We start from the raw sequence: 18,728 nt of genomic DNA, 5'->3' as shown, positions 1-18,728 counted from the left end.
TTTTCTGGTGGGAAAGAGGGGCATGAGCCCCTCTCCCAACCCACACATCAGAAAGAGGCCGTCAGGCTGACATTGAATGACCGCCCCATACCCTGAAGCGGGCTCATGATGCCGGTCGCCTTGTAGTCTCCAAGAGACATGCCCCCCAGTGGCAGATAGTATTTCTGGTTGCAGATATTCTCGATGCTGGCGTCCAGCAGGAAGTTACGCCAGCGATAGCTGCCGCCAATTCCAAGCAGCACATATCCGGGCGTGCGAGGCTCGTTTCTGACCCAGTCGACCGTGCTTTTGCTCTTGACCAGAGTGGTTTCGATCCGGCCCGTCCAGTTCTGGTAGGTTTCATAAAGTCCTACCGTGCCATTGGTCGGCATCTGGTGATACAGCCCGGAGTGATTCTGTAGATCCTGTCCCCGCACCCAGTTCAGATTGGCGCGGATTTCGCCCGTTCCATACGCCTCTGTTTTCCATAGCCGCGCTCTGGCCGAGGAATTGATGCCGTAACTCTGTGCATTGTGATTGACGAACTGGAGCTTTGACATTCCGTCTGAAAAAGAGCCGATCCGCACAACATTTATGTAGTTATGGGTATAGGTGTAATAAGGCTGGACTTTCACTTCCCAGCCATCGTCAGTCGGATCGTGCCATGTGACGGTGAAGCTGGCCGTATTGGCGACTTCCGGCGACAGATTGAGATTGCCGACATAGCCGTTTCCATCGCCGAACCAGCCGATCATGCTGGTGGCCATCGCCCCCTGCGCCCAGGAATAGCGCTCATAGAGGTTGGGAGACCGCGTCTTTCGGGCGTATCCGCCTTCGATCGACAGACTGTCCAGCGGATGCCAGCGAACGAGCGCCGTTACGTCGAAGTTCGTGTCGGTGCGCCCCCGGGACGCCGCGTTGAACTTCTGAGCGGCCATGGCGTCGGCCATCGACATCATACCGGTCCATGAATAAGGCGCGACCTGTCCCGTATTCATCATGATGAGATCACTGCGAAAACCAAGCAGCGTGGACACGCGGGGCAGCCACTGGGCGTTCCATTCCGCGTAATGCCCCAGTCGGTCGCGGTGACCGTTGTTGATGTTATGGAACGTATTTGGCCCCATCATCATGCTGCCGGTCAGCGGTGGCCACCAGTCGTTCAGACCGTTATGCTCGAATTCGCTGCCAAGGGTGAGCGTATGCTTCGGCGCAAGGGGAATGATCGCCTTGAGACTATAGCCTACCGAACGGGAGTCCGTGTTCATCGGCATGCCCGTGGTGGCGGTATGCCCGCCCTTGTCGTTCATCATGTTCATCACATGATCGACCCGCTGCCAGTAGGCCCGAGCTTCCAGATTGCCCCAGCCGAACTCGCCCTTGTATTTGCTATTCACATAAGTGGACCGGTTGTTGGTCATGTCCATGTACTGGTTGGGAAAGCCTTCATAGGGAATGTCCTGCTGACCGAAGGTGACGGACGCGAGGTGATTGTCCTTGTGAAAACCGGCGGTCACGGCGTGATTGAAGCTCAGATAGCTGGTGGAGCGCACCTGCCTGCTGTTGCTGCCGCCCGTCCGGTAGTTGCTCGCGTGAGCGTAAGAGCCGGTATAGCGCAGGCTCCATGTGTCATTGGCCACGGTTATGGTGCCCGATGCGCCTGATCCGCCGCCGTTGCTGCGATAATCCCCCCGCACATGGCCTGTGACGAGGAGCTTGCCGTGTTCGGCAAACAGAGGATCACGCCGCTCCACCACGATGCTGCCGCCCGTGCTGTCCCCTCCGATGCTCACAGGGGTGATTCCCGCGATGGCCTGCGCCGTCGCGACGGAGTCAGGGTCCACATAGGACAGGGCGGGATTCATGTGGTTCGGACAGGCTGAGGCAATCCTCATGCCGTCGACAATCGTGGCGATGCGATCATCGGCCATGCCGTTCAGCACCGGTAGCGCCGAAACGCCTCCAGCAGAATAGGAGCTGAAGCCAAGGCTGTGGCGAAAAAGCGATGTGGTATCGGGACTGGTGCGATCACGCAGTCTGATCGCGTTGACGATGATGTTTTCGTCAGCATGCGCAACGATTTTGGTATGTCCGGAAGCATCCGATTCAGCCGACACTTTCGCCTGAGAGGATTTGGGCGAAACGCGGGAAAGGCTCTCTGCCGGCGTCAGATCAAACGTGGCAGCACGGGCGCTGGACACGGAGAGTGGTGAGAAAGAAACAACAAATCCAAGCGTGAAGACAGAGCACAGCAGGGCGTGCTTGTGGCCGGGAACGAACATGACAGGGCTATCCTGTGATCTGAACAGAAATCGATCGCAGAAGTCACCGGATAGATGCGCACGCAGAAGCGTCCATCCGGTCGACTATGAATTGCGATGGCGGGAGATGTTCAGATGGCGAGTGGAGGCCCTGTCGCCGGCGGCAACAGCAGAGTGAAAGAGGGTGGCGCCCGTGGTTGCGCGAAGATACGGCGCATGGACAGCCAGACAGCGCTGACGGCCGGAAGAAAGACCGTTGCATTCAGGAGAATGCCGAAAAACAGCAGCAGCGGACAGAGCGGACAGTCGCTGTCGTGGTGATGGCCTTCCCCGGAATTTCCGAGGTGATCCGGCATGGGCATGACATGGTGACTGTCGGCTGAAGCGCCGTGTCCCATGTGCATGCCGCTCATTTCATGGTGCGGTGAATGGCTGGAGATGCCAGCCCGGGGGCTGATATCGATGCCGGTCAGACGGAGAATGGCGGTTCGGGGTGTCTCGCCCGGTGACGCAAGACCCTGCAGGGCAAGCTGGCCCAGCAGACCGATAAGGGTGAGTGCGACGATAAACCAGCGACCGGCGGACGATCGTGTCGCGGGAGAACCCGAAAGCCTCATCTCGTCGTCAGAACCTGCCCCCATTTCTCAGAAAATGATCGTCCTTGCGGTCCATGCCTTAGTCATGTGACGGAGCGACGTCCACCCCGAACGAGACCTTCTTTCAACACCCTTACGGGTTGGCAGGCATGCGGCATTCGGGACCGATCGTGCCGTGATAGCGGCTCCATGTCTGTGTCTCGCCGAAGACCGGCACCAGAATATAGCCACGCAGCTTCAGAATATCCGGTTTCGGCGACCAGATCTGCGCGTGATACAGATTGCCCGCGTCGGGGTCGAGAATCTTGCCTTCCCAACGTCCGGGATCATCCTCCAGAGGGCGGAATCCTGTGAGCATGACAAGATTGCACTCCGACCGCCCGTCCTTGGCGCGTGGCATGGGCTCGTTCGGACCGTAGGAAAGACCAATCAGGGTGCCGCAGACAGAATCGCCACACGGTGCGATCCGGAAAATGCCGTCATGTTTTTCGCTCAGCCACATTCCCATGACAGGAGAATTCTGCGCTGCGGTCGCTGTCGGTTCAGCCGCATGGACGGAGGCTGTCACGACAGGTGCGGCAAATCCTACGAAAGCAGCGAGAATCAGCCGGACTGCCGCTTTTCCGACAGTAATGACGGATATTGAACGACCGGGCGTTTCTGGCGGCAAATCAGCAGTCACGTATTTCATCCTTCCGGTTACCCGGTGGCAACCGGTTCCAGTGAACGGAACGGTTATCCCTCGGCAGGCTGTACCCAGGGAAGCCTTTGAACTGAAACGCCTTCATCCTCAAGTCGTTCATGGTCTTCTGGGGTCATCGACCCATAAATACCGCGTTCTTCGGCCTCACCATGATGGATGCGAAGGGCTTCCTCGGCAAACCTGTCGCCGACATTCTCGCATTTGCTTTCCACTTCCTGCCGCATTTTCTGAAGCACGGACAGTAGGACGTCAGGAATACCTGCCTGCCCGGCAACAGATGTCACAGGGACTTCAGCGGGGGCTGCAGGCTGCTCCTGTCGCTCATCCGTTTTTTGCCGCGACGAGCGCACCGCAGGCGCCATGAGCGCCCTGTCGACTTTCGCCGTTCCACAATAAGGGCAGGAAAGAAGTCCGCGTGCGGCCTGATCCTCGAAGGCGGAAGAATCCCTGAACCATCCTTCGAACTCATGATCAGAGACGCAGCGGAGTTGGTAGTGAATCATGATCTGTTTCAGGCAGCCTGAAGCAGGGCGTCCAGTTTTCCACCCCGCTCGAGAGCAAACAGGTCGTCACAGCCGCCGATGCCCTTTCCATCCACAAAGATCTGCGGAACCGTGGTCTTGCCGCCAGAGCGCTCCCGTGAATCCATACGCTCCTGCGTGCCGTGCGGCGCATTGATTTCTGTGAAAGGCACCTTCTTCTTTTCAAGAAGCGCTACGGCCCGAATGCAGTAGGGGCAACCTGGCTGGGTATAGATCTCGATCTTTGGCATTCGCATTCCGTCATTCTGATGCGGGCGTGCGCCGCGCACTGCTACGATAATGTCCTATCATAGCGTGTCATTTCTCCCTGTCATATGAAAGCCGATACAGAAATACATTCCAACGCGCCATCAGGAGGGATGAGCCTCTTCCGGCTAGTCCTCCGACAGGCCCGGTCGGCTTATATCGTCCTGCGTATCCGGCGTGGTCCGGGCAGCCGCCAGCAGACATACACTTTCCGCTCCGGCAGACAGGAGAGCATGCGTGCATGCTGATGCGGTCGAACCCGTCGTCAGAATGTCATCCACCAGCACGACATGCTTGCCTCTGACCGTTTCGGCACTTCGTGACCTGATACGGATAGCGTCCTGCATTTCCTTCGCCCGCTCCTCGGCGGAAAAGCTGGCGAGGCGACTGGTGGCGCGAGGTCGCTGGAGAGCATCCACCAACACGGGGACGGACGACAGCCTGCTCACCGCACGGGCCAGCAGCGCAGCCTGATTGTATTTGCGCTCCAGCAATCTGCGCCAATGAACGGGAACCGGGATCAGCCAGTCCGCCCGCTCCAGAATGTCCCGCCCGGCCCGGTTCATCTGCTTCGCCAGAATGATGGCGTTCTGGGTGCGATCAGCATATTTCAGCGACAGGATCAGGTCGCGTGATCCCTCGTCATACACATAGGCCGCCCGGGCTTTCGACCAGGGTGGAGGATGGAGTTCGCAGGAAACGCAACGAGCGTCCCGTCCAAGATGCGTGGAAGCTGGAAGCGGAACGCCACACTGATCGCAACGCGGTTCGCCGATCGGGTGCATCCTGACGAAGCAGGCCGGACAGAGCGAATGGGGCTGATCCACTTCCTCGCCACAGGATGAACAGGTGGGGGGCAGTACAAGATCCAGCGCGAAGCGGCCCGTGCTTCTGACCGCCCTCACCAAACGTCCTGTAAGCAGCGTCATGGTGAACCGACCTGCTGGTATTGGGTTGCTGGCATCGCTTCGTTGGCCCTGATCTGCCGTCACTGTGATGAATATACCGTTTCATCCTGTGCTTTCCTCTTGGCACAGACAGAAGACCGGCGCACATATTTCCAGCATGGAACATCACCATGCCATCTTCGACCGCCATACTGTCAGACTGCATCGGGATCGTGCAGCGGACACACTTGACGGTGTTTCGGCCATTCTGGAAGAAGCCGCTGACCGACTGATCGAGCGACTGGACGATCTGACGCGATCCTTCCCGCTTGCGCTCGATATTGGTGGCCGGGGCGCAACGGCGTCCAGCCTGCAGATGCGGGGGATCGAGGTTGTCAGTTGCGACCTGTCGCCCTGTATGGCCCGTCACGTGCGCGACAGGACCGGCACACTGACAGTCTGCGCCGATGAGGAATTTCTTCCCTTTGCCGAGAACAGCTTCGATCTGGTGATCGCCAGCCTGTCGCTGCACTGGGTGAACGATCTGCCGGGGACGCTGCTTCAGATCAGGAAAATCCTGAAACCCGACGGACTGTTTCTGGCCAGCATGCCTGTTCTGCCCACCCTCGCCCCTTTACGTGCCGGGTTCGAGGAAGCGGAACTGGCCCTGAGTGGCGGTGTTTCCCCACATGTCTCGCCTTTTCCGATGCTGCGTGACTGCGCTTCCCTGCTGCAGCGGGCGGGATTTGCCCTGCCGGTTGTCGATGCGGATGTAATGGATATCCGTTACCGCTCGGGGCTGGCGCTGTTTCGGGATCTGCGGGCGGCGGGCGAGACAAACGCTCTCACGCTGCGGGACCGACGGTTTCCTGATCCGGCGCTTTTTCCTGCCGCGCTCGAAGGGCTGGCAGAAAGATGTGGAGATGAGGAAGGGATTCTGTCCCTTCCCCTCCATCTGGCGGTGATGAGCGCCTGGGCTCCTGCCCCGACGCAGCCCAAGCCGCTCGCGCCGGGACAGTTCACAACGTCCCTGCACGAGGTTCTTGGCGATAAAAGCTGACGTGTCCGCTATTGCGGTCAGCCCAGCCCCTCTTCCTTCATCGCACCGATAACCGCAGGCCGCGCTCCGACGCGCTTATGGAGCGCCACAGCCTTGGTGTAGCGGGAAATGTCGATGTGCTTGAAGAACATCCATGACAGCAGAATGAAGGCGTAGGCGTCCGCCTGCGTGTAGTCGGAGCCCAGCCAGTATTCGGTGTTATCAGGGAGCATGGCTTCAAACTGCGCCAGTCGACGATTGATTCCCGCCACAACCTTGTCCAGCGCTTCACCAGACAGATCAGGGGCAAAGATCGCGCCGATGGTGTCATGCATATCACTGCAGAAACCGAGCGCTTCCTGAAGACGCGCCCGTTCGAGAGAACCGTAAGCAGGCTTGAAGGCCGGAACGGTCGAGTGATCGCCAATATACTGGAGAATGGCCGAGTTCTGCGTGATGACCACACCGGGCTCGATTTCCAGCGCCGGAACCGCACCACGCGGATTGATCTCGAGATAATTTTCGCCTGTCTCGGTTTTTTTGGATGCCAGATCGACCTTTTCCAGAGAATACGGCAGGTCTGCTTCCTTCAGGACAATGTGAGGAGCAAGGGAACAGGCGCCGGGCGTATAATAAAGTTTCATGACGGATCTCCGAAGAGGGGGCGGCGCTTCAGGCAAGCCTGCCTCGCGTCGTTCAAAAGGAGCCTAACACACTGTCTTCCCGAACGGCGAGATTAGTTTCACTATAAAACATCGTTCAATTAACACTCAATCTTCTTATGAATTTCCGTTATACGTCTTGAATTTGTAACTCTTATCCTCTACATGCCCTCTAAATCACGGCGCTTGGTCGTATTAAACAGCAGGGATATCTGGCATGACTGTCACCCAGCAGCAGATCGATATGCTCCGGGCAGCCGGAAGCGATGCACGAGCCGTCCTGAAAGCCGCCTGTGAGGTGCTGCCGGGACAGGTCGCCGTGCTGTCGTCGTTCGGGGCTGAGTCCGCCCTTCTGCTGGCTCTGGCCGCAGAAGTCGATCCTGCCATACCGGTCCTGTTTCTGGAAACCGGCATGCACTTTCCGGAGACGATCGAATATCGCCACGAGCTTGCCCGCACCCTTGGCCTGCTGGATGTGATTGATGTCCGACCTTCGGATCGCACGATTCAGGACCGTGATCCGGAAGGTCAGCTCTGGGCGTTCGATCCGGATGCCTGCTGCAGGATGCGCAAGGTGGAGCCGCTTGATGCGGCGTCCCTGCCCTACCCCGCGCTCATTACCGGGCGGAAGCGTTCACAGGCCGCGACCCGCAACCGTATGGAAATCATCGAGGCGGATGGTGAGGGACGCATCAAGATCAACCCGCTGGCCGAATGGACCAGGGAAGAAATTGACGCGGAAATGACCCGGCGCGGCTTGCCCCGTCACCCGCTGGCCTCCAAAGGTTATCCCTCGATCGGCTGTGCGCCCTGCACACGGCCGGTGGGCGAAAATGAAGATCCCCGTGCCGGTCGCTGGGCTGGTATGGCAAAAGTCGAATGTGGCATTCACCGCCCCACCTGACAGTATTTGGCCTGACAGCATAAGAAGGTTCCACTTAATCATGGATCATCTCGATCAACTTGAAGCGCAGAGCGTCTTCATCCTCCGCGAGGCGTATCGGAAGCTGAAGCCGCTGGCCATGCTGTGGTCGCTCGGCAAGGATTCCAACGTCATGGTCTGGCTCGCCCGCAAGGCGTTCATGGGCCGCGTGCCGTTCCCGGTCATGCATGTTGATACGGAGAAGAAATTCCCCGAGATGTATGCCTTCCGCGACGAATATACGAAGAAGTGGAACCTTGATCTGCTGCTGGGCTACTGCCCGCCGGTCGAGGAAATGGACCCGACCCTGCCGCCTGCCGCCCGGTCTGCCGCCCGCAAGACTGCTGGCCTCGCCAGTATGATCGAGACCCACAAGCTGCAGGGCGTCATCGCCGGAATCCGTCGTGACGAGCAGGGCACCCGCGCCAAGGAGCGCGTTTTCAGCCCGCGTGGAGCATCCCACAAGTGGGACATCCGCAACCAGCCGCCCGAGTTCTGGGACCAGTACGCCACCCCGCACGAGGAAGGCATGCATATCCGCGTGCATCCGCTGCTTTCATGGCGCGAGATCGACATCTGGCGCTACATCGAGCGCGAGAACATCCCGCTGGTCGACCTCTATTTCGCCAAGAACGGCAAGCGTTACCGCTCGCTGGGTGATTCCGACATCACCTCCCCGGTCGAGAGCAATGCCTCCACCGTGGCCGAGGTCATCGCGGAACTTGAAACCACCAAGACGTCCGAGCGTGCTGGCCGCGCCATGGACCATGAATCCGAAGACGCATTCGAGCGGCTGCGTGTCGCCGGTTATCTCTGAGAGCTGGGAACAGACACCATGAGCGACACACTATCCGCTGCACGCCTCGACCCCGCTGACCGCGAGGCCCTGCTCGATACGGCAACCCCCATCGTCATCGTCGGGCATGTCGATCACGGCAAATCCACCCTGATCGGCCGCCTGCTGTATGACACCGACAATCTGCAGGACGGCAAGGTCCAGCAGATCATTGAATCTTCCAAGAAGCGTGGTCTGGCCGTCGAATGGAGCTTCCTGCTCGACAGCCTCCAGATCGAGCGCGATCAGGGCGTGACGGTTGATTCCACCCGTATCCCGTTCCGTCTAGGCAACCGCCAGTTCGTGATCGTCGATGCGCCGGGCCACCGCCAGTTCCTGCGCAACATGATCACCGGCGCCGCTGACGCCGAAGCTGCCGTGCTGGTGGTGGACGCCAACGAGGGCGCTCAGGAGCAGACGCGTCGTCACGCGATGCTGCTGCGCCTGATCGGTATCCGCCACATCATCGTGCTGCTGAACAAGGCCGATCTGCTGGGCTTCGACGAGCAGAAGATCCGCGCCGTCGAAAAGTCCGTGACCGAACTGCTGGCCCAGCTTGATCTGACGCCGTCCCTGTTCGTCCCGGCTTCCGCCCGCGATGGCGACAACATCGCCAGCCACTCCGAGCGTTCGCCGTGGTACACCGGCCCGATCCTCACCGAAGCTCTGGCTGCTGTCCCGAGCGGCAACACCCGCGCCGCCCTGCCGTTCCGCATGCCGGTGCAGGACGTCTATCGCTATGACGACGTGCGCTATGTCGCCGGTCGCATCGAACGCGGCGTCATCCGTGAGGGCGATACGGTCGAGATCGGCACGCAGGGCAGCAAGGCCCGCGTGGCGAAGGTTGCCCGCTGGCATGCGCCAGAACGCAACGAAGCCGAGGCCGGTGAGTCCATCGCGCTCGTGCTTGAACCGGACGTGATCCCCGCCCGTGGTGACATGCTGTTCCTGCCGCATCAGGCTCCCGAAAAAACCGCCCGTATCCGCGCGCACCTGTTCTGGCTGCGTCAGGAGCCGCTGCGGGTTGGCGAGAGCTTCCGCCTGCGTCTCTCCACCGCCGAGCATCAGGTGACGGTGGCGTCGATCGACTCAGTCCTGCGTCTTGATGATCTGACCGAGCAGCAGGCCGAGGAAGTCGGCCCCGAGGGTTTCGCACATGTCACGCTGGTGGCGGGTGAAGCCATCCAGTTTGACCCGTTCTCCCCCGGCACATCCGATGGACGCGGCGTTCTGGTTGACCGTAACCAGCGCATTGTCGGCGGCGCACCGCTGCTTGGTCCGGCTGACCTGAAGGACGGCCATGCAATTCATCCGTCCGCTGGTGAAGTTGACGGTGCACAGCGTGCCCGCAGCAAGGGTCACAAGGCGCGTGTCGTGTGGCTGACCGGCCTGTCCGGCGCGGGCAAGAGCACCATCGCCCGTCTGGCCGAGAAGAAGCTGTTTGCCCGTGGCACGGACGCCTTCGTTCTGGATGGCGATACGCTCCGCATGGGGCTGTGCAGCGATCTTGGCTTCACCGAGGCCGATCGTCACGAGAATGTCCGCCGCGCTGCCGAGGTCGCCAAGATCCTCACGCAGGCCGGTCAGGTCGTGATCGTCGCGCTCATCTCGCCGCTGGTGGCCGACCGCGCTCTCGCCCGGAAGATCATCGGTGACGCGTTTGACGAGGTCTTCGTCGACACCAGCCTTGCGACCTGTGAGCAGCGTGATTCCAAGGGGCTCTACAAGGCCGCACGGGATGGCAAGATCGAGAACTTCACCGGCATCAGTGCGCCGTATGAAGCACCGACAAAAGCAGATCTGCACATCAGGGCGGATGGAGCATCAGCAGAAGAAAACGCTGACGCTCTGGTCACACACATCCTGAACGTCATCTGACTTCCCATCTGTCTTCTCCCAGCGGAAGACAGACGTGATCCCTGCCGCCTTACGCGGCAGGGTGTCACATACTGAAAAATATCCGAACATTTTGTGTTGCCACTGGCATTGTCTGAGTTAATAGACGGTCTATGAATGCAGCCGTTCAGAATTTTCGTGATCTGGACACGACATCATCGCCTTGAGCGATCGTCGTCATCAGGTTCGAAGAGACGATACAGCAGGTTGCTCCATTGCTTTCCACAGACAAGATCAGAACAGTTTTTCCGGTAGCGCTCCTGCTTTTTGCCATCCTGTGTCGCGCGGCTACCTTCGGTAATCCTCTCATTCATATTGATGAGCAGTTTTACCTGTTTGTGGGTGGACGCCTGCTGCATGGAGATCTGCCGTATGTGCAGATCTGGGACCGGAAGCCGTTCGGCCTTTTTCTGCTCTACGCTTTTTTTCATCTGTTCGGCCCATGGCGTTTCTGGGCCTATCAGATCGGAGCGCTTCTCTCCGTATGGGGAACCTCTCTTGTTCTGATGCGCATGGCGGGCACGATAGCTTCCCGTAATGGGGCATTCCTTGCGGCGTTGCTTTACATCGCCTGGCTGAATCTCGCGGGTGGCGAAGGTGGCCAGAGCCCTGTCTTTTATAATTTTCTGATGATTGCGGCGATGTCGCTCGTCCTGTTTCGGCTGGTCTTGTCGAACCCTTCAGAAACAGTGCTGCGAAACACAGGCTGTCAGGCCATGCTGCTGGTCGGACTGGCCCTGCAGATCAAGTATTCGGCTGTTTTTGAAGGCATGTTCCTCGGGGTTTACCTGCTCTGGTGTCACTGGCGAGCAGGCAGCCGTATCAGCGCGATTGTCATGGACGGTCTTCTATGGTGTCTGCTGGCGCTGATCCCCACACTTGTTGTTGCTGCGGCGTATTACGCAGGTGGGTATGGTCATGAATGGCTGTTCGCCAACGTCAATTCCATTTTCCTGCGTGGCGCGCGCACTGCGGCGACCCTGAAAGAAAACGAAGCAAGACTGCTGTTACTGACGACGCCTCTTCTCGTTTTAGGCTGTGTGGGATGCGGATATAGGCTGAAATTCACAGTGACAGAGACGCCTACCTTACGCGCTTTCGGTTTCCTCATCCCGTGGGCAGTATGCGCCTGCATTGGTGTGATCGTTTTCGGTGGGTGGTACACCCATTATGCCCTGCCACTGTTTCCGCCTCTGACCCTGCTCTGCGCTCCGCTGTGGGACATTCCGAAGGGGGGACGGATTGCCTCTGTCCTGCTTCTGCTCTGCGGGCTGATCATGGGACAGAAGGATATCCATAAACACGAGAAGCAGCACGGCAACAAAGCAATACTGGCGCAAATGACTCAAACCATGTCCCAACCAAAGGGGTGCACGTTTGTCTATCAGGGGCCAGTCATTCTCTATGACGTTCTGCCGTGGTGCGCTCTCACCAACCATCCATTTCCCGGGCATTTCAACGAGTTTGCTGAACGGCAGGCGACCGGCATGGACCCGCATGCAGAACTGGACCATATTCTGGCGGCATCGCCCCTCTATGTCGTGACAGAGGAGCCTGCCTGGTCGGAAGAAAACCTTTCGATCCGGTCACAGCTTTATGCCGTTCTGCGAAGCCGGTATCATGAAGTCTACAGACGTAAACAATCCAAGGAAAACACGTTTCTGGTTGTCTATAAACTCAATGATGGGAAACCCTGATACTGGAACGCATCGTCATTCTGACCGGAGCCGGCATCAGTCGTGAATCGGGACTGGATACTTTCCGTGATGAGGGAGGTATCTGGTCGCAGGTGCGACTGGAAGATGTCTGCACGCCGGAAGGATTCGAGCGAAATCCGGCCATGGTCGATGATTTTTACAATCATCGTCGGCTCGAACTGAAAAACGTAACGCCCAACGCCGCCCATTCCGCTCTGGCTGAACTCGAGAAAGCCTACGGAGAAAACCGTGACGATGCGTTTCTTCTGGTGACACAGAATATCGACGACCTTCATGAACGCGCAGGTTCAAGAAACGTCGTTCACATGCACGGCGAACTCTTGCGGCTCCGCTGTCTTGCCTGCGGCGTCACACCGGCGTGGGAAGGGGCCTGCACGCGGGAAACGCCATGCCCCGAATGTGGGCAGAAAACCTTGCGGCCAGACGTTGTCTGGTTTGGCGAAATGCCGCTGCACATGGAGCGCATCATGCAGGCCATTGACGCCTGTGACACCTTTGTCGCCATTGGAACGTCCGCAACCGTTTATCCTGCCGCAGGTTTCGCCGGGCAGGCCGCCCAGCACGCCCACACGGTGGAACTGAACCTCGTGCCGACCGGTAACGCCCAACTGTTCGATGAAGTGAGCTATGGACCGGCAACACAGACCGTTCCCCGTTTTGTTCGGGATCGACTGGCGACCCAGGCCTGATGTCAGACGCCTCTCTGGACGAACTGGTTGCGCGTATTCGTGCCTGCACCGTCTGCGCCCAGTCGTTGCCACTGGGACCGAGACCGGTGCTGCATGTCTCTCCCCGCGCAAGGCTGCTGATCGCCAGTCAGGCTCCCGGCACGAAAGTTCACGAGACCGGCGTTTCCTTCAACGACGCATCAGGTGACAGACTCAGGCAATGGCTCGGCATGGACCGGAACACTTTTTACGACACGGAAAAGGTCGCGCTCGTCCCGATGGGGTTCTGCTACCCGGGACGTTTGCCAAAAGGTGGCGATCGCCCGCCCAGACCGGAATGCGCGCCATTGTGGCGTGAGCAGGTTCTTTCAGAACTGCATGACATCCAGCTGACGTTGCTGGTAGGAAGTTACGCCCAGAATTACGTGCTTGGACCGGGCCGTGTTTCGGATCGGGTCGCCCATTTCAGGGACTATCTTCCCCGCTATTTCCCCCTGCCCCATCCGTCCTGGCGGACCGGAGCATGGGAGAAGCGCAATCCCTGGTTTGGCGACGAGGTTCTTCCCACGCTTAGACAGGAAGTTGCCCGCATCCTCGGAAAATGACGCGAACAGATCCGGGAAATGGCTACGCGGCAGCACTCACCATTCATGTCGAAATCATAAAACCCGTCAGTTCTTCACGGAACTCAGGAAGTCATGCCCGAAACCCATCAGCCCGGCCGCCACGATCTGCACGCCAATTGCCAGAAGGATCAGGGCTGCCAGCCGCCCCATGATCCGGGTTCCGGTGACGCCCAGAATGGTGGTCAGTCGGTCTGCATAGGCATAGGCAAGCCACACGGTCAGAGCCACCGCGACCGCCGCGGCGGACAGTCCCCCCTCATAAGCCAGTGAATGCTTGCCGCTATCGCCGGAACTCAGGGCGATGGCGACCGACAGCGTGCCGGGACCAACGGTAAAAGGCATGGTGAGCGGAAAGAACGCAATGTCCTGAGAATTGGGGGCTGAAATGGGCGTGCCATCGTCGGTGACGATCTGGCTCTGCCGCTGGTGATCGTTGTCGGCCGGGCTCTGCAGCATGATCCAGCCGCCACGCGCGACGAAAAGACCGCCCGCCACGCGCAGGGCGTTGAGGGTGATGCCGAAGAAGCTGAGCATCAGACTGCCGATCCAGACCGAACCGATCAGCAGAAGTGTCGTGTAAAAGGCGACCATTTTCGCCAGACGGGCACGCTCGCTCGCCGGACAGTTGCCTGCGGCCTGAATAAAGATGATCGCAGCCCCGAGCGGGTTGATGATCGAAAAAAGAGCTGGAAACGCCAGAAGAAAACTGTCGCGTGCTACGACAATGGCGGACGGGATATACATGGCCGGATGGGTTCCAGAAAAAGGCAGTGTTATCCGGCGGCTGGCAGATGCGACAATCCGGAGCGAAGCGGCCTCCCATAGCAAGCAAAGTAAATTTTTGCATTACCCTCCTTGCGCGGGAGACCGGCGATTCTCATATCTCTGGTATGAACGCAGCGAGTGCTTTGAACGGAGAAATCCTGCCCCCACTTTCTGGAGACGTGTTTCAGCGTCTTCAGAGGCTGAGACGGCTGGCCTGGTTTCTGGATGCGGCCTTACGCATACCGGGAACGAAATACCGCATGGGAGCAGACGCGTTGATCGGTCTGCTGCCAGTAGGCGGCACAGTGGTCATGACTGTTCTTTCCCTGCTTTTTGTCTGGGAAGGCTGGCGCCTGAAGGCTCCCACCGGTCTGCTCGCCAAAATGCTGGTCAACATTGCGCTGGAAGCGGCGTTCGACCTGGTCCCGGTGCTGGGAAATCTGGTCGATATCGCTTTCAAGGCCAACCTGCGAAATATCGACCTTCTGGAGCAGTATTTCGGCGTCGTCAGACGATAGCCGATCCCCTTCTCCTTAGTCCTTGTCCGGCACAGGCATACCAAGGACGGGATAACCCGCAAGACCTGCGTGAGAGAGAACCTTGCCTATCGCAAAAAGCATGTTCTCTTTTCCGGGAGCAGCAATGATCTGTATTCCCAGCGGCATTCCGTTTGTCGAGGCTGACGCCGCTGGCGGCAGAGGAGCGGAAAGAACGGGCATTCCCCCCAGACTCAAGGGTTGCGTGAACAGTCCAAGATTGGCACGGGCAGAAACAGTCCTGCCACCAACCGAGAGGGTCGCCTGATCGATACGGGGAGCTGGACCGGGCGTTGCCGGGGCGATCAGCACATCGACCTGTTCAAAGAGTTCATGCAGCCCGGTACGAAACCAGTTCCGGAAACGGTGCGCCTGAATGACGGCCGCCGATGGCAGCATGGCCCCCGCGATCAGCCGGTCTCTGGTCGCTGGATCATAATCCATGGGAACTTTCCGCAGGCGAGGCAGATGCAGATTGCCTCCCTCGGCGGCTGAAATCAGGAAAGCGGACGCCCGCGCTCGTGCGACTTCGGCCAGCTCAATCTCTTTATGGCTTCCGAAGAACGCCAGAATGCGGTCAAGACCGTCAAGCAGGGCCGGATCGACATCCTGCAGGAACCAGCCCCCCAGCCGAGCGACGCGCAGACCGCGCACATCTTCAATTTCTTCAAGCGCATGGCCATTCATGGCTTCAAAAACACGTTGAAGATCCGTCACGGTTCCGGCGAACGGACCAACCGTGTCGAGGCTGGCGACAAAAGGATAAACCCCGTCCAGCGGAAGAAGTCCCTGTGTAGGACGCAGCCCCCAGACGCTGCAGAGAGAAGCGGGCACGCGGATGGATCCATTCGTATCCGAACCCAGAGCGAACGGTAGCAGACCCGCCGCGACCGAAGCGGCTGACCCTCCCGATGAGCCACCGGCCAGACAGTCGGTGTTTCTTGGATTACGTGTAGTGCCGTAATGGGCGTTCTCCGTGGAGAAGCCATAGGCGAATTCATCCATATTCAGCGTAGCGACAGGGATCGCGCCAGCCGCGACAAGCCTCTGCACGACAGCGGCATCCTGTGTGGCCGGGGGATTACCATTGAGCACGACCGAACCTGCCGTCGTGACCATCCCCTCCATATCGAAGAGATCTTTTACACCGAAAGGAACACCGGCAAGGACACCGACGGGATCGCCGTGAGCAATTCTGGCGTCCAGCGTGTCAGCCATATGCAGCGCCCGCTCTGTCAGCAGCCGGGTGACGCAGTGATAGGTCTGGTTACGGGTTCCGAGCGCCTCCAGCGTCGTCTCCACGACCTCCCGGGCTGATCGCAGTCCGAAGCGCACTGTGTTGGCAATGGCGACAGCGGTCAGGCTCATGGTGCGTACTCATAGGCTGGCGGACAGTCGTCAGGAAGATCGAGTTCAAGCACAAGGTCGATATAGGTCTGCAAAAGTCTGGTGTTGGCAGTAACACCCGGCAGGCAGGCGTCAGGGATAGTCAGTCTGATCCTGCGGGCAGCTGCGAGGAGATCGCCCGTATCCTGCTCCGTGTCACTCTGCATTGCTTTCGCCTTCTCTCAGCTTTCCCCAGATGTCGGCATCACGCCTGACTGCGATGCTTTCCAACCCTCATCAGCCGAACCGGCGGATCGTATCAGCCAGAAAACGATCGAACAGACTGTCTGCCGGAGCAGGATGTGTCGGGAGTTCAACTGTCTGCAGACGTTCCAGCTCAGCATTCATGAATATCTGGGACCGGAAACAGGACGGCGCGCCAGAATTTGCGACACTTTTCGCCTTCTCCGACAGAATGGTATCCATCTCGCTGGTGACTTCTTCACTCAGCCCTTCATACAGCACCCGTATGTCTTGTGGAGGCGGGCCATTGTCTTCCGCAATCGCTCTGCCGGAGAGAGCCGCATACATGGGAATCAGAAACTGCTCTGTCGTCAGGCTATGGCCCAGCGCCCATTTCCCCTGCACACTGGCCGCGGTCTTAAGTTCAGTAGCAAGGGCGGGAGCGGGTTGCCAGACACGACGTTGCAGCACCGCAAGACGTCTCATCAGATCCGTATCGGAACGATAGACTGCACCACTGTTCAACCATGTCGTTTCCGTCGCATCGGACTGCTTCATTTTTTCGACGAGATGCCGGATATCCCATCCCGTCAGTGAAAAATCATCCGATGCGGGCAGTTCGACCGTCGCAGGACCGGGCGAGAGCTTCAGATACCAGTCCAGCCGATGCACATAGACGAACATGATTTTGTATGGGCTGTCAGCAGACTCCATACCCTGCCCTCTCAGGCCGGCATCCATAGCGAGGATAATGCGGGCGTCCAGAGATGTCTCGATTTCTTCAAGAGCTTTCTCAACGATGTCCTGAATAACGGGACTGATCCGGCTGCTGACGCTCATTTCCTGCCTCGTGTTGTGCATCACGGCATGAGGCACGGAATATATTGAAAAATCACCAATTCCGTGAAGATGCCGTTCGCACCCAATCTCTGTGCGTGGTCGGCATACGTCAACAGTCTGATGAATTTATCCGCCAGTAACACTCATCAGACGGGATGGCCCCTGCACTTTTGCATCATTGCCGGGGATCAGAAAATCGTGGCGTAACGGCTTGCGGGCAAGACTGCGGTCGATCGCATCAAGAATATCCACATCCGTTCCGCCAGTTCGCAGAATTTCACGCAGATCCACTGCGCCGTCCGACCCAAGACATGTGTAAAGCTGCCCCGAACAGGACAGGCGGACACGATTACAGCTATCGCAGAAATTGTGACTGAGCGGCGTGATGAAGCCCAGCCGCTGCCCCGTTTCCGCGACGCGGACATAACGGGCCGGTCCCGCGCCACCAGCGCCACTGGCAGCTTCGAACGTCCACCGTTTCTGAAGACTGAGCCTGATCGCGTGGAGAGGAAGATACTGGGCGCGCCGGTCCTCACCGGTCTCGCCCATCGGCATCGTCTCGATCAGACACAGATCAGCGCCGATTTCACCGCACCAGGCAATCAGATCATCAAACTCATCGTCATTGATTCCTTTCATCGCGACAGTGTTGATGCGGACAGCCAGTCCCGCATCACGTGCAGCGCGAACACCTTCAAGGGTTTGATGCAGATTACCGCGTCGGGTGATGGTGGAGAAACGTTCTGGCTTCAGGGAGTCCAGACTCACATTAACCCTGCGGACCCCTGCCTTCACCAGAGTGTCGGCGTAACGGGTCAACTGGCTGCCATTGGTCGTCAGCGTCAGCTCGTCCAGCCCTGGCATGGTGCTGTGAGGCTGAATCCATCGTCCAAGTGAGAGCAGAAAGTCGCCAATATCGCGTCTGACCAGAGGCTCACCGCCTGTCAGGCGTATCCGACGAACGCCATGACTCATGAAAACCGCGCATAGCCGTTCGAGTTCTTCGTATGTGAGAACCTCAGGACGTGGCAGAAATTCCATGTTTTCCGACATGCAGTACACACAGCGCATGTCGCACCGGTCCGTCACCGAAACACGGAGATAAGAGATTTTCCGGCCCTGAATGTCGATTAAACTGGACTGCATTGGTCCTGTATAAACCCGCACGACGCCACTGGAAAGCGAAACTCCTTCCAGAGCAGCAGGATATGCATGGCACACAGGCAGCTGGTGCAGAAAATCAGCTCAGATGACGGCAAGCGTCACAACACGGGCATCAAGAACCACTTTGCCCATATGCAGGAAATTGACAGTCACCCTGTGGGAGATGGCCGACTGCACCTGCCCGTCACCCCATTCGGGGTGGTCTGGATGCCGGACCCACTGGCCCGGCTCCAGAAAGGAGTGAAACGCATCCTCAGTCACACGTTTCACCCTT

21 protein-coding genes are annotated in these 18,728 nt (G+C 58.6%); 8 read left to right on the top strand and 13 right to left on the bottom strand.

The window, feature by feature from the left end; all coding sequences use genetic code 11:
- Positions 1 to 47: 47 nt before the first annotated feature.
- The 6 genes from GVI59_RS00945 to GVI59_RS00920 all read right to left on the bottom strand — a co-directional run bounded on the left by GVI59_RS00945 (position 48) and on the right by GVI59_RS00920 (position 5,256).
- Positions 48 to 2,261: a TonB-dependent receptor gene (locus GVI59_RS00945; protein ID WP_173572428.1), complete on the bottom strand. Its 2,214-nt coding sequence runs from the start codon at positions 2,259 to 2,261 to the stop codon at positions 48 to 50.
- A gap of 110 nt (positions 2,262 to 2,371) precedes the next feature.
- Positions 2,372 to 2,857, bottom strand: a complete 486-nt coding sequence (locus GVI59_RS00940; RefSeq protein ID WP_173572427.1) for a DUF2946 domain-containing protein — start codon at positions 2,855 to 2,857, stop codon at positions 2,372 to 2,374.
- 112 nt (positions 2,858 to 2,969) lie between these two features.
- Positions 2,970 to 3,527: a DUF2147 domain-containing protein gene (locus GVI59_RS00935; RefSeq protein WP_173572426.1), complete on the bottom strand. Its 558-nt coding sequence runs from the start codon at positions 3,525 to 3,527 to the stop codon at positions 2,970 to 2,972.
- Positions 3,528 to 3,571: 44 nt separating this feature from the next.
- The gene (locus GVI59_RS00930) at positions 3,572 to 4,042 is read right to left on the bottom strand and encodes a DUF1178 family protein (protein ID WP_173572425.1); all 471 of its coding nucleotides are present in this window, start codon (positions 4,040 to 4,042) and stop codon (positions 3,572 to 3,574) included.
- A gap of 8 nt (positions 4,043 to 4,050) precedes the next feature.
- The gene (gene grxC / locus GVI59_RS00925; protein WP_173572424.1) at positions 4,051 to 4,311 is read right to left on the bottom strand and encodes a glutaredoxin 3; all 261 of its coding nucleotides are present in this window, start codon (positions 4,309 to 4,311) and stop codon (positions 4,051 to 4,053) included.
- A 144-nt stretch (positions 4,312 to 4,455) separates the two neighbouring features.
- Positions 4,456 to 5,256, bottom strand: coding sequence for a ComF family protein (locus tag GVI59_RS00920; RefSeq protein WP_173572423.1), 801 nt, complete (start codon positions 5,254 to 5,256; stop codon positions 4,456 to 4,458).
- A gap of 136 nt (positions 5,257 to 5,392) precedes the next feature.
- Here GVI59_RS00920 and GVI59_RS00915 point away from each other — a divergent pair, with 136 nt between their 5' ends.
- Positions 5,393 to 6,274 (top strand): methyltransferase domain-containing protein, encoded by an 882-nt coding sequence (locus GVI59_RS00915; RefSeq protein ID WP_173572422.1) that lies wholly within the window; start codon positions 5,393 to 5,395, stop codon positions 6,272 to 6,274.
- Positions 6,275 to 6,291: 17 nt separating this feature from the next.
- Here the strand turns inward: GVI59_RS00915 and GVI59_RS00910 are convergent, their stop codons facing one another.
- Positions 6,292 to 6,897, bottom strand: coding sequence for a glutathione S-transferase N-terminal domain-containing protein (locus GVI59_RS00910; protein ID WP_173572421.1), 606 nt, complete (start codon positions 6,895 to 6,897; stop codon positions 6,292 to 6,294).
- 235 nt (positions 6,898 to 7,132) lie between these two features.
- Here GVI59_RS00910 and GVI59_RS00905 point away from each other — a divergent pair, with 235 nt between their 5' ends.
- The 6 genes from GVI59_RS00905 to GVI59_RS00880 all read left to right on the top strand — a co-directional run bounded on the left by GVI59_RS00905 (position 7,133) and on the right by GVI59_RS00880 (position 13,559).
- Entirely contained in the window at positions 7,133 to 7,819 is a 687-nt protein-coding gene (locus tag GVI59_RS00905) for a phosphoadenylyl-sulfate reductase (protein ID WP_173572420.1), read from the top strand.
- A gap of 40 nt (positions 7,820 to 7,859) precedes the next feature.
- Entirely contained in the window at positions 7,860 to 8,654 is a 795-nt protein-coding gene (cysD, locus tag GVI59_RS00900) for a sulfate adenylyltransferase subunit CysD (RefSeq protein ID WP_173572419.1), read from the top strand.
- 18 nt (positions 8,655 to 8,672) lie between these two features.
- Positions 8,673 to 10,550 (top strand): adenylyl-sulfate kinase, encoded by a 1,878-nt coding sequence (gene cysC, locus GVI59_RS00895; protein ID WP_242012857.1) that lies wholly within the window; start codon positions 8,673 to 8,675, stop codon positions 10,548 to 10,550.
- A 233-nt stretch (positions 10,551 to 10,783) separates the two neighbouring features.
- Positions 10,784 to 12,265 carry an ArnT family glycosyltransferase gene (locus GVI59_RS00890; RefSeq protein ID WP_173572418.1) on the top strand — a complete coding sequence of 494 codons (1,482 nt, stop codon included), beginning with the start codon at positions 10,784 to 10,786 and terminating at the stop codon, positions 12,263 to 12,265.
- Positions 12,266 to 12,267: 2 nt separating this feature from the next.
- Entirely contained in the window at positions 12,268 to 12,975 is a 708-nt protein-coding gene (locus GVI59_RS00885) for an NAD-dependent deacylase (RefSeq protein WP_173572721.1), read from the top strand.
- Positions 12,975 to 13,559, top strand: coding sequence for a uracil-DNA glycosylase family protein (locus GVI59_RS00880; protein ID WP_173572417.1), 585 nt, complete (start codon positions 12,975 to 12,977; stop codon positions 13,557 to 13,559). The genes GVI59_RS00885 and GVI59_RS00880 overlap by 1 nt, the downstream gene beginning before the upstream one ends.
- 66 nt (positions 13,560 to 13,625) lie before the next feature.
- Here the strand turns inward: GVI59_RS00880 and GVI59_RS00875 are convergent, their stop codons facing one another.
- Positions 13,626 to 14,324: a MarC family protein gene (locus GVI59_RS00875; protein WP_173572416.1), complete on the bottom strand. Its 699-nt coding sequence runs from the start codon at positions 14,322 to 14,324 to the stop codon at positions 13,626 to 13,628.
- Between the two features lie 200 nt (positions 14,325 to 14,524).
- Here GVI59_RS00875 and GVI59_RS00870 point away from each other — a divergent pair, with 200 nt between their 5' ends.
- Entirely contained in the window at positions 14,525 to 14,863 is a 339-nt protein-coding gene (locus tag GVI59_RS00870; protein ID WP_173572415.1) for a DUF4112 domain-containing protein, read from the top strand.
- 15 nt (positions 14,864 to 14,878) lie between these two features.
- On the opposite strand, the gene GVI59_RS00865 is transcribed toward GVI59_RS00870, so the two are convergent.
- The 5 genes from GVI59_RS00865 to GVI59_RS00845 form a co-directional block, all read right to left on the bottom strand.
- A complete protein-coding gene (locus GVI59_RS00865) occupies positions 14,879 to 16,249 on the bottom strand; it encodes an AtzE family amidohydrolase (protein ID WP_173572414.1) in 1,371 nt (456 codons plus the stop codon).
- Positions 16,246 to 16,434, bottom strand: coding sequence for a DUF4089 domain-containing protein (locus GVI59_RS00860; RefSeq protein ID WP_173572413.1), 189 nt, complete (start codon positions 16,432 to 16,434; stop codon positions 16,246 to 16,248). Before GVI59_RS00860 ends, GVI59_RS00865 begins: the two co-directional genes overlap by 4 nt.
- 70 nt (positions 16,435 to 16,504) lie before the next feature.
- Positions 16,505 to 17,290: a DNA polymerase beta superfamily protein gene (locus GVI59_RS00855; RefSeq protein ID WP_173572412.1), complete on the bottom strand. Its 786-nt coding sequence runs from the start codon at positions 17,288 to 17,290 to the stop codon at positions 16,505 to 16,507.
- A 126-nt stretch (positions 17,291 to 17,416) separates the two neighbouring features.
- Positions 17,417 to 18,436, bottom strand: coding sequence for a GTP 3',8-cyclase MoaA (gene moaA, locus GVI59_RS00850; RefSeq protein WP_173572411.1), 1,020 nt, complete (start codon positions 18,434 to 18,436; stop codon positions 17,417 to 17,419).
- Between the two features lie 99 nt (positions 18,437 to 18,535).
- Complete coding sequence (locus tag GVI59_RS00845) at positions 18,536 to 18,724, bottom strand: DUF3553 domain-containing protein (RefSeq protein ID WP_173572410.1); 189 nt, start codon at positions 18,722 to 18,724, stop codon at positions 18,536 to 18,538.
- Positions 18,725 to 18,728 lie beyond the last annotated feature (4 nt).

The sequence above is a fragment of the Acetobacter sicerae genome, from assembly GCF_011516765.1.
Taxonomy (GTDB): Bacteria; Pseudomonadota; Alphaproteobacteria; order Acetobacterales; family Acetobacteraceae; genus Acetobacter; species Acetobacter sicerae.
Note: the sequence above shows the minus strand (reverse complement) of the source record. Positions and strands in the feature narration are given on the sequence as shown.

Excerpts from the sequence above, each read along its gene's own strand:
- GVI59_RS00945 (WP_173572428.1), bottom strand. The coding sequence starts at position 2,261 with ATGTTCGTTCCCGGCCACAAGCACGCCCTGCTGTGCTCTGTCTTCACG.
- GVI59_RS00940 (WP_173572427.1), bottom strand. The coding sequence starts at position 2,857 with ATGAGGCTTTCGGGTTCTCCCGCGACACGATCGTCCGCCGGTCGCTGG.
- GVI59_RS00935 (WP_173572426.1), bottom strand. The coding sequence starts at position 3,527 with ATGAAATACGTGACTGCTGATTTGCCGCCAGAAACGCCCGGTCGTTCA.
- GVI59_RS00930 (WP_173572425.1), bottom strand. The coding sequence starts at position 4,042 with ATGATTCACTACCAACTCCGCTGCGTCTCTGATCATGAGTTCGAAGGA.
- grxC (WP_173572424.1), bottom strand. The coding sequence starts at position 4,311 with ATGCCAAAGATCGAGATCTATACCCAGCCAGGTTGCCCCTACTGCATT.
- GVI59_RS00920 (WP_173572423.1), bottom strand. The coding sequence starts at position 5,256 with ATGACGCTGCTTACAGGACGTTTGGTGAGGGCGGTCAGAAGCACGGGC.
- GVI59_RS00915 (WP_173572422.1), top strand. The coding sequence starts at position 5,393 with ATGGAACATCACCATGCCATCTTCGACCGCCATACTGTCAGACTGCAT.
- GVI59_RS00910 (WP_173572421.1), bottom strand. The coding sequence starts at position 6,897 with ATGAAACTTTATTATACGCCCGGCGCCTGTTCCCTTGCTCCTCACATT.
- GVI59_RS00905 (WP_173572420.1), top strand. The coding sequence starts at position 7,133 with ATGACTGTCACCCAGCAGCAGATCGATATGCTCCGGGCAGCCGGAAGC.
- cysD (WP_173572419.1), top strand. The coding sequence starts at position 7,860 with ATGGATCATCTCGATCAACTTGAAGCGCAGAGCGTCTTCATCCTCCGC.
- cysC (WP_242012857.1), top strand. The coding sequence starts at position 8,673 with ATGAGCGACACACTATCCGCTGCACGCCTCGACCCCGCTGACCGCGAG.
- GVI59_RS00880 (WP_173572417.1), top strand. The coding sequence starts at position 12,975 with ATGTCAGACGCCTCTCTGGACGAACTGGTTGCGCGTATTCGTGCCTGC.
- GVI59_RS00875 (WP_173572416.1), bottom strand. The coding sequence starts at position 14,324 with ATGTATATCCCGTCCGCCATTGTCGTAGCACGCGACAGTTTTCTTCTG.
- GVI59_RS00865 (WP_173572414.1), bottom strand. The coding sequence starts at position 16,249 with ATGAGCCTGACCGCTGTCGCCATTGCCAACACAGTGCGCTTCGGACTG.
- GVI59_RS00860 (WP_173572413.1), bottom strand. The coding sequence starts at position 16,434 with ATGCAGAGTGACACGGAGCAGGATACGGGCGATCTCCTCGCAGCTGCC.
- GVI59_RS00855 (WP_173572412.1), bottom strand. The coding sequence starts at position 17,290 with ATGAGCGTCAGCAGCCGGATCAGTCCCGTTATTCAGGACATCGTTGAG.
- moaA (WP_173572411.1), bottom strand. The coding sequence starts at position 18,436 with ATGCAGTCCAGTTTAATCGACATTCAGGGCCGGAAAATCTCTTATCTC.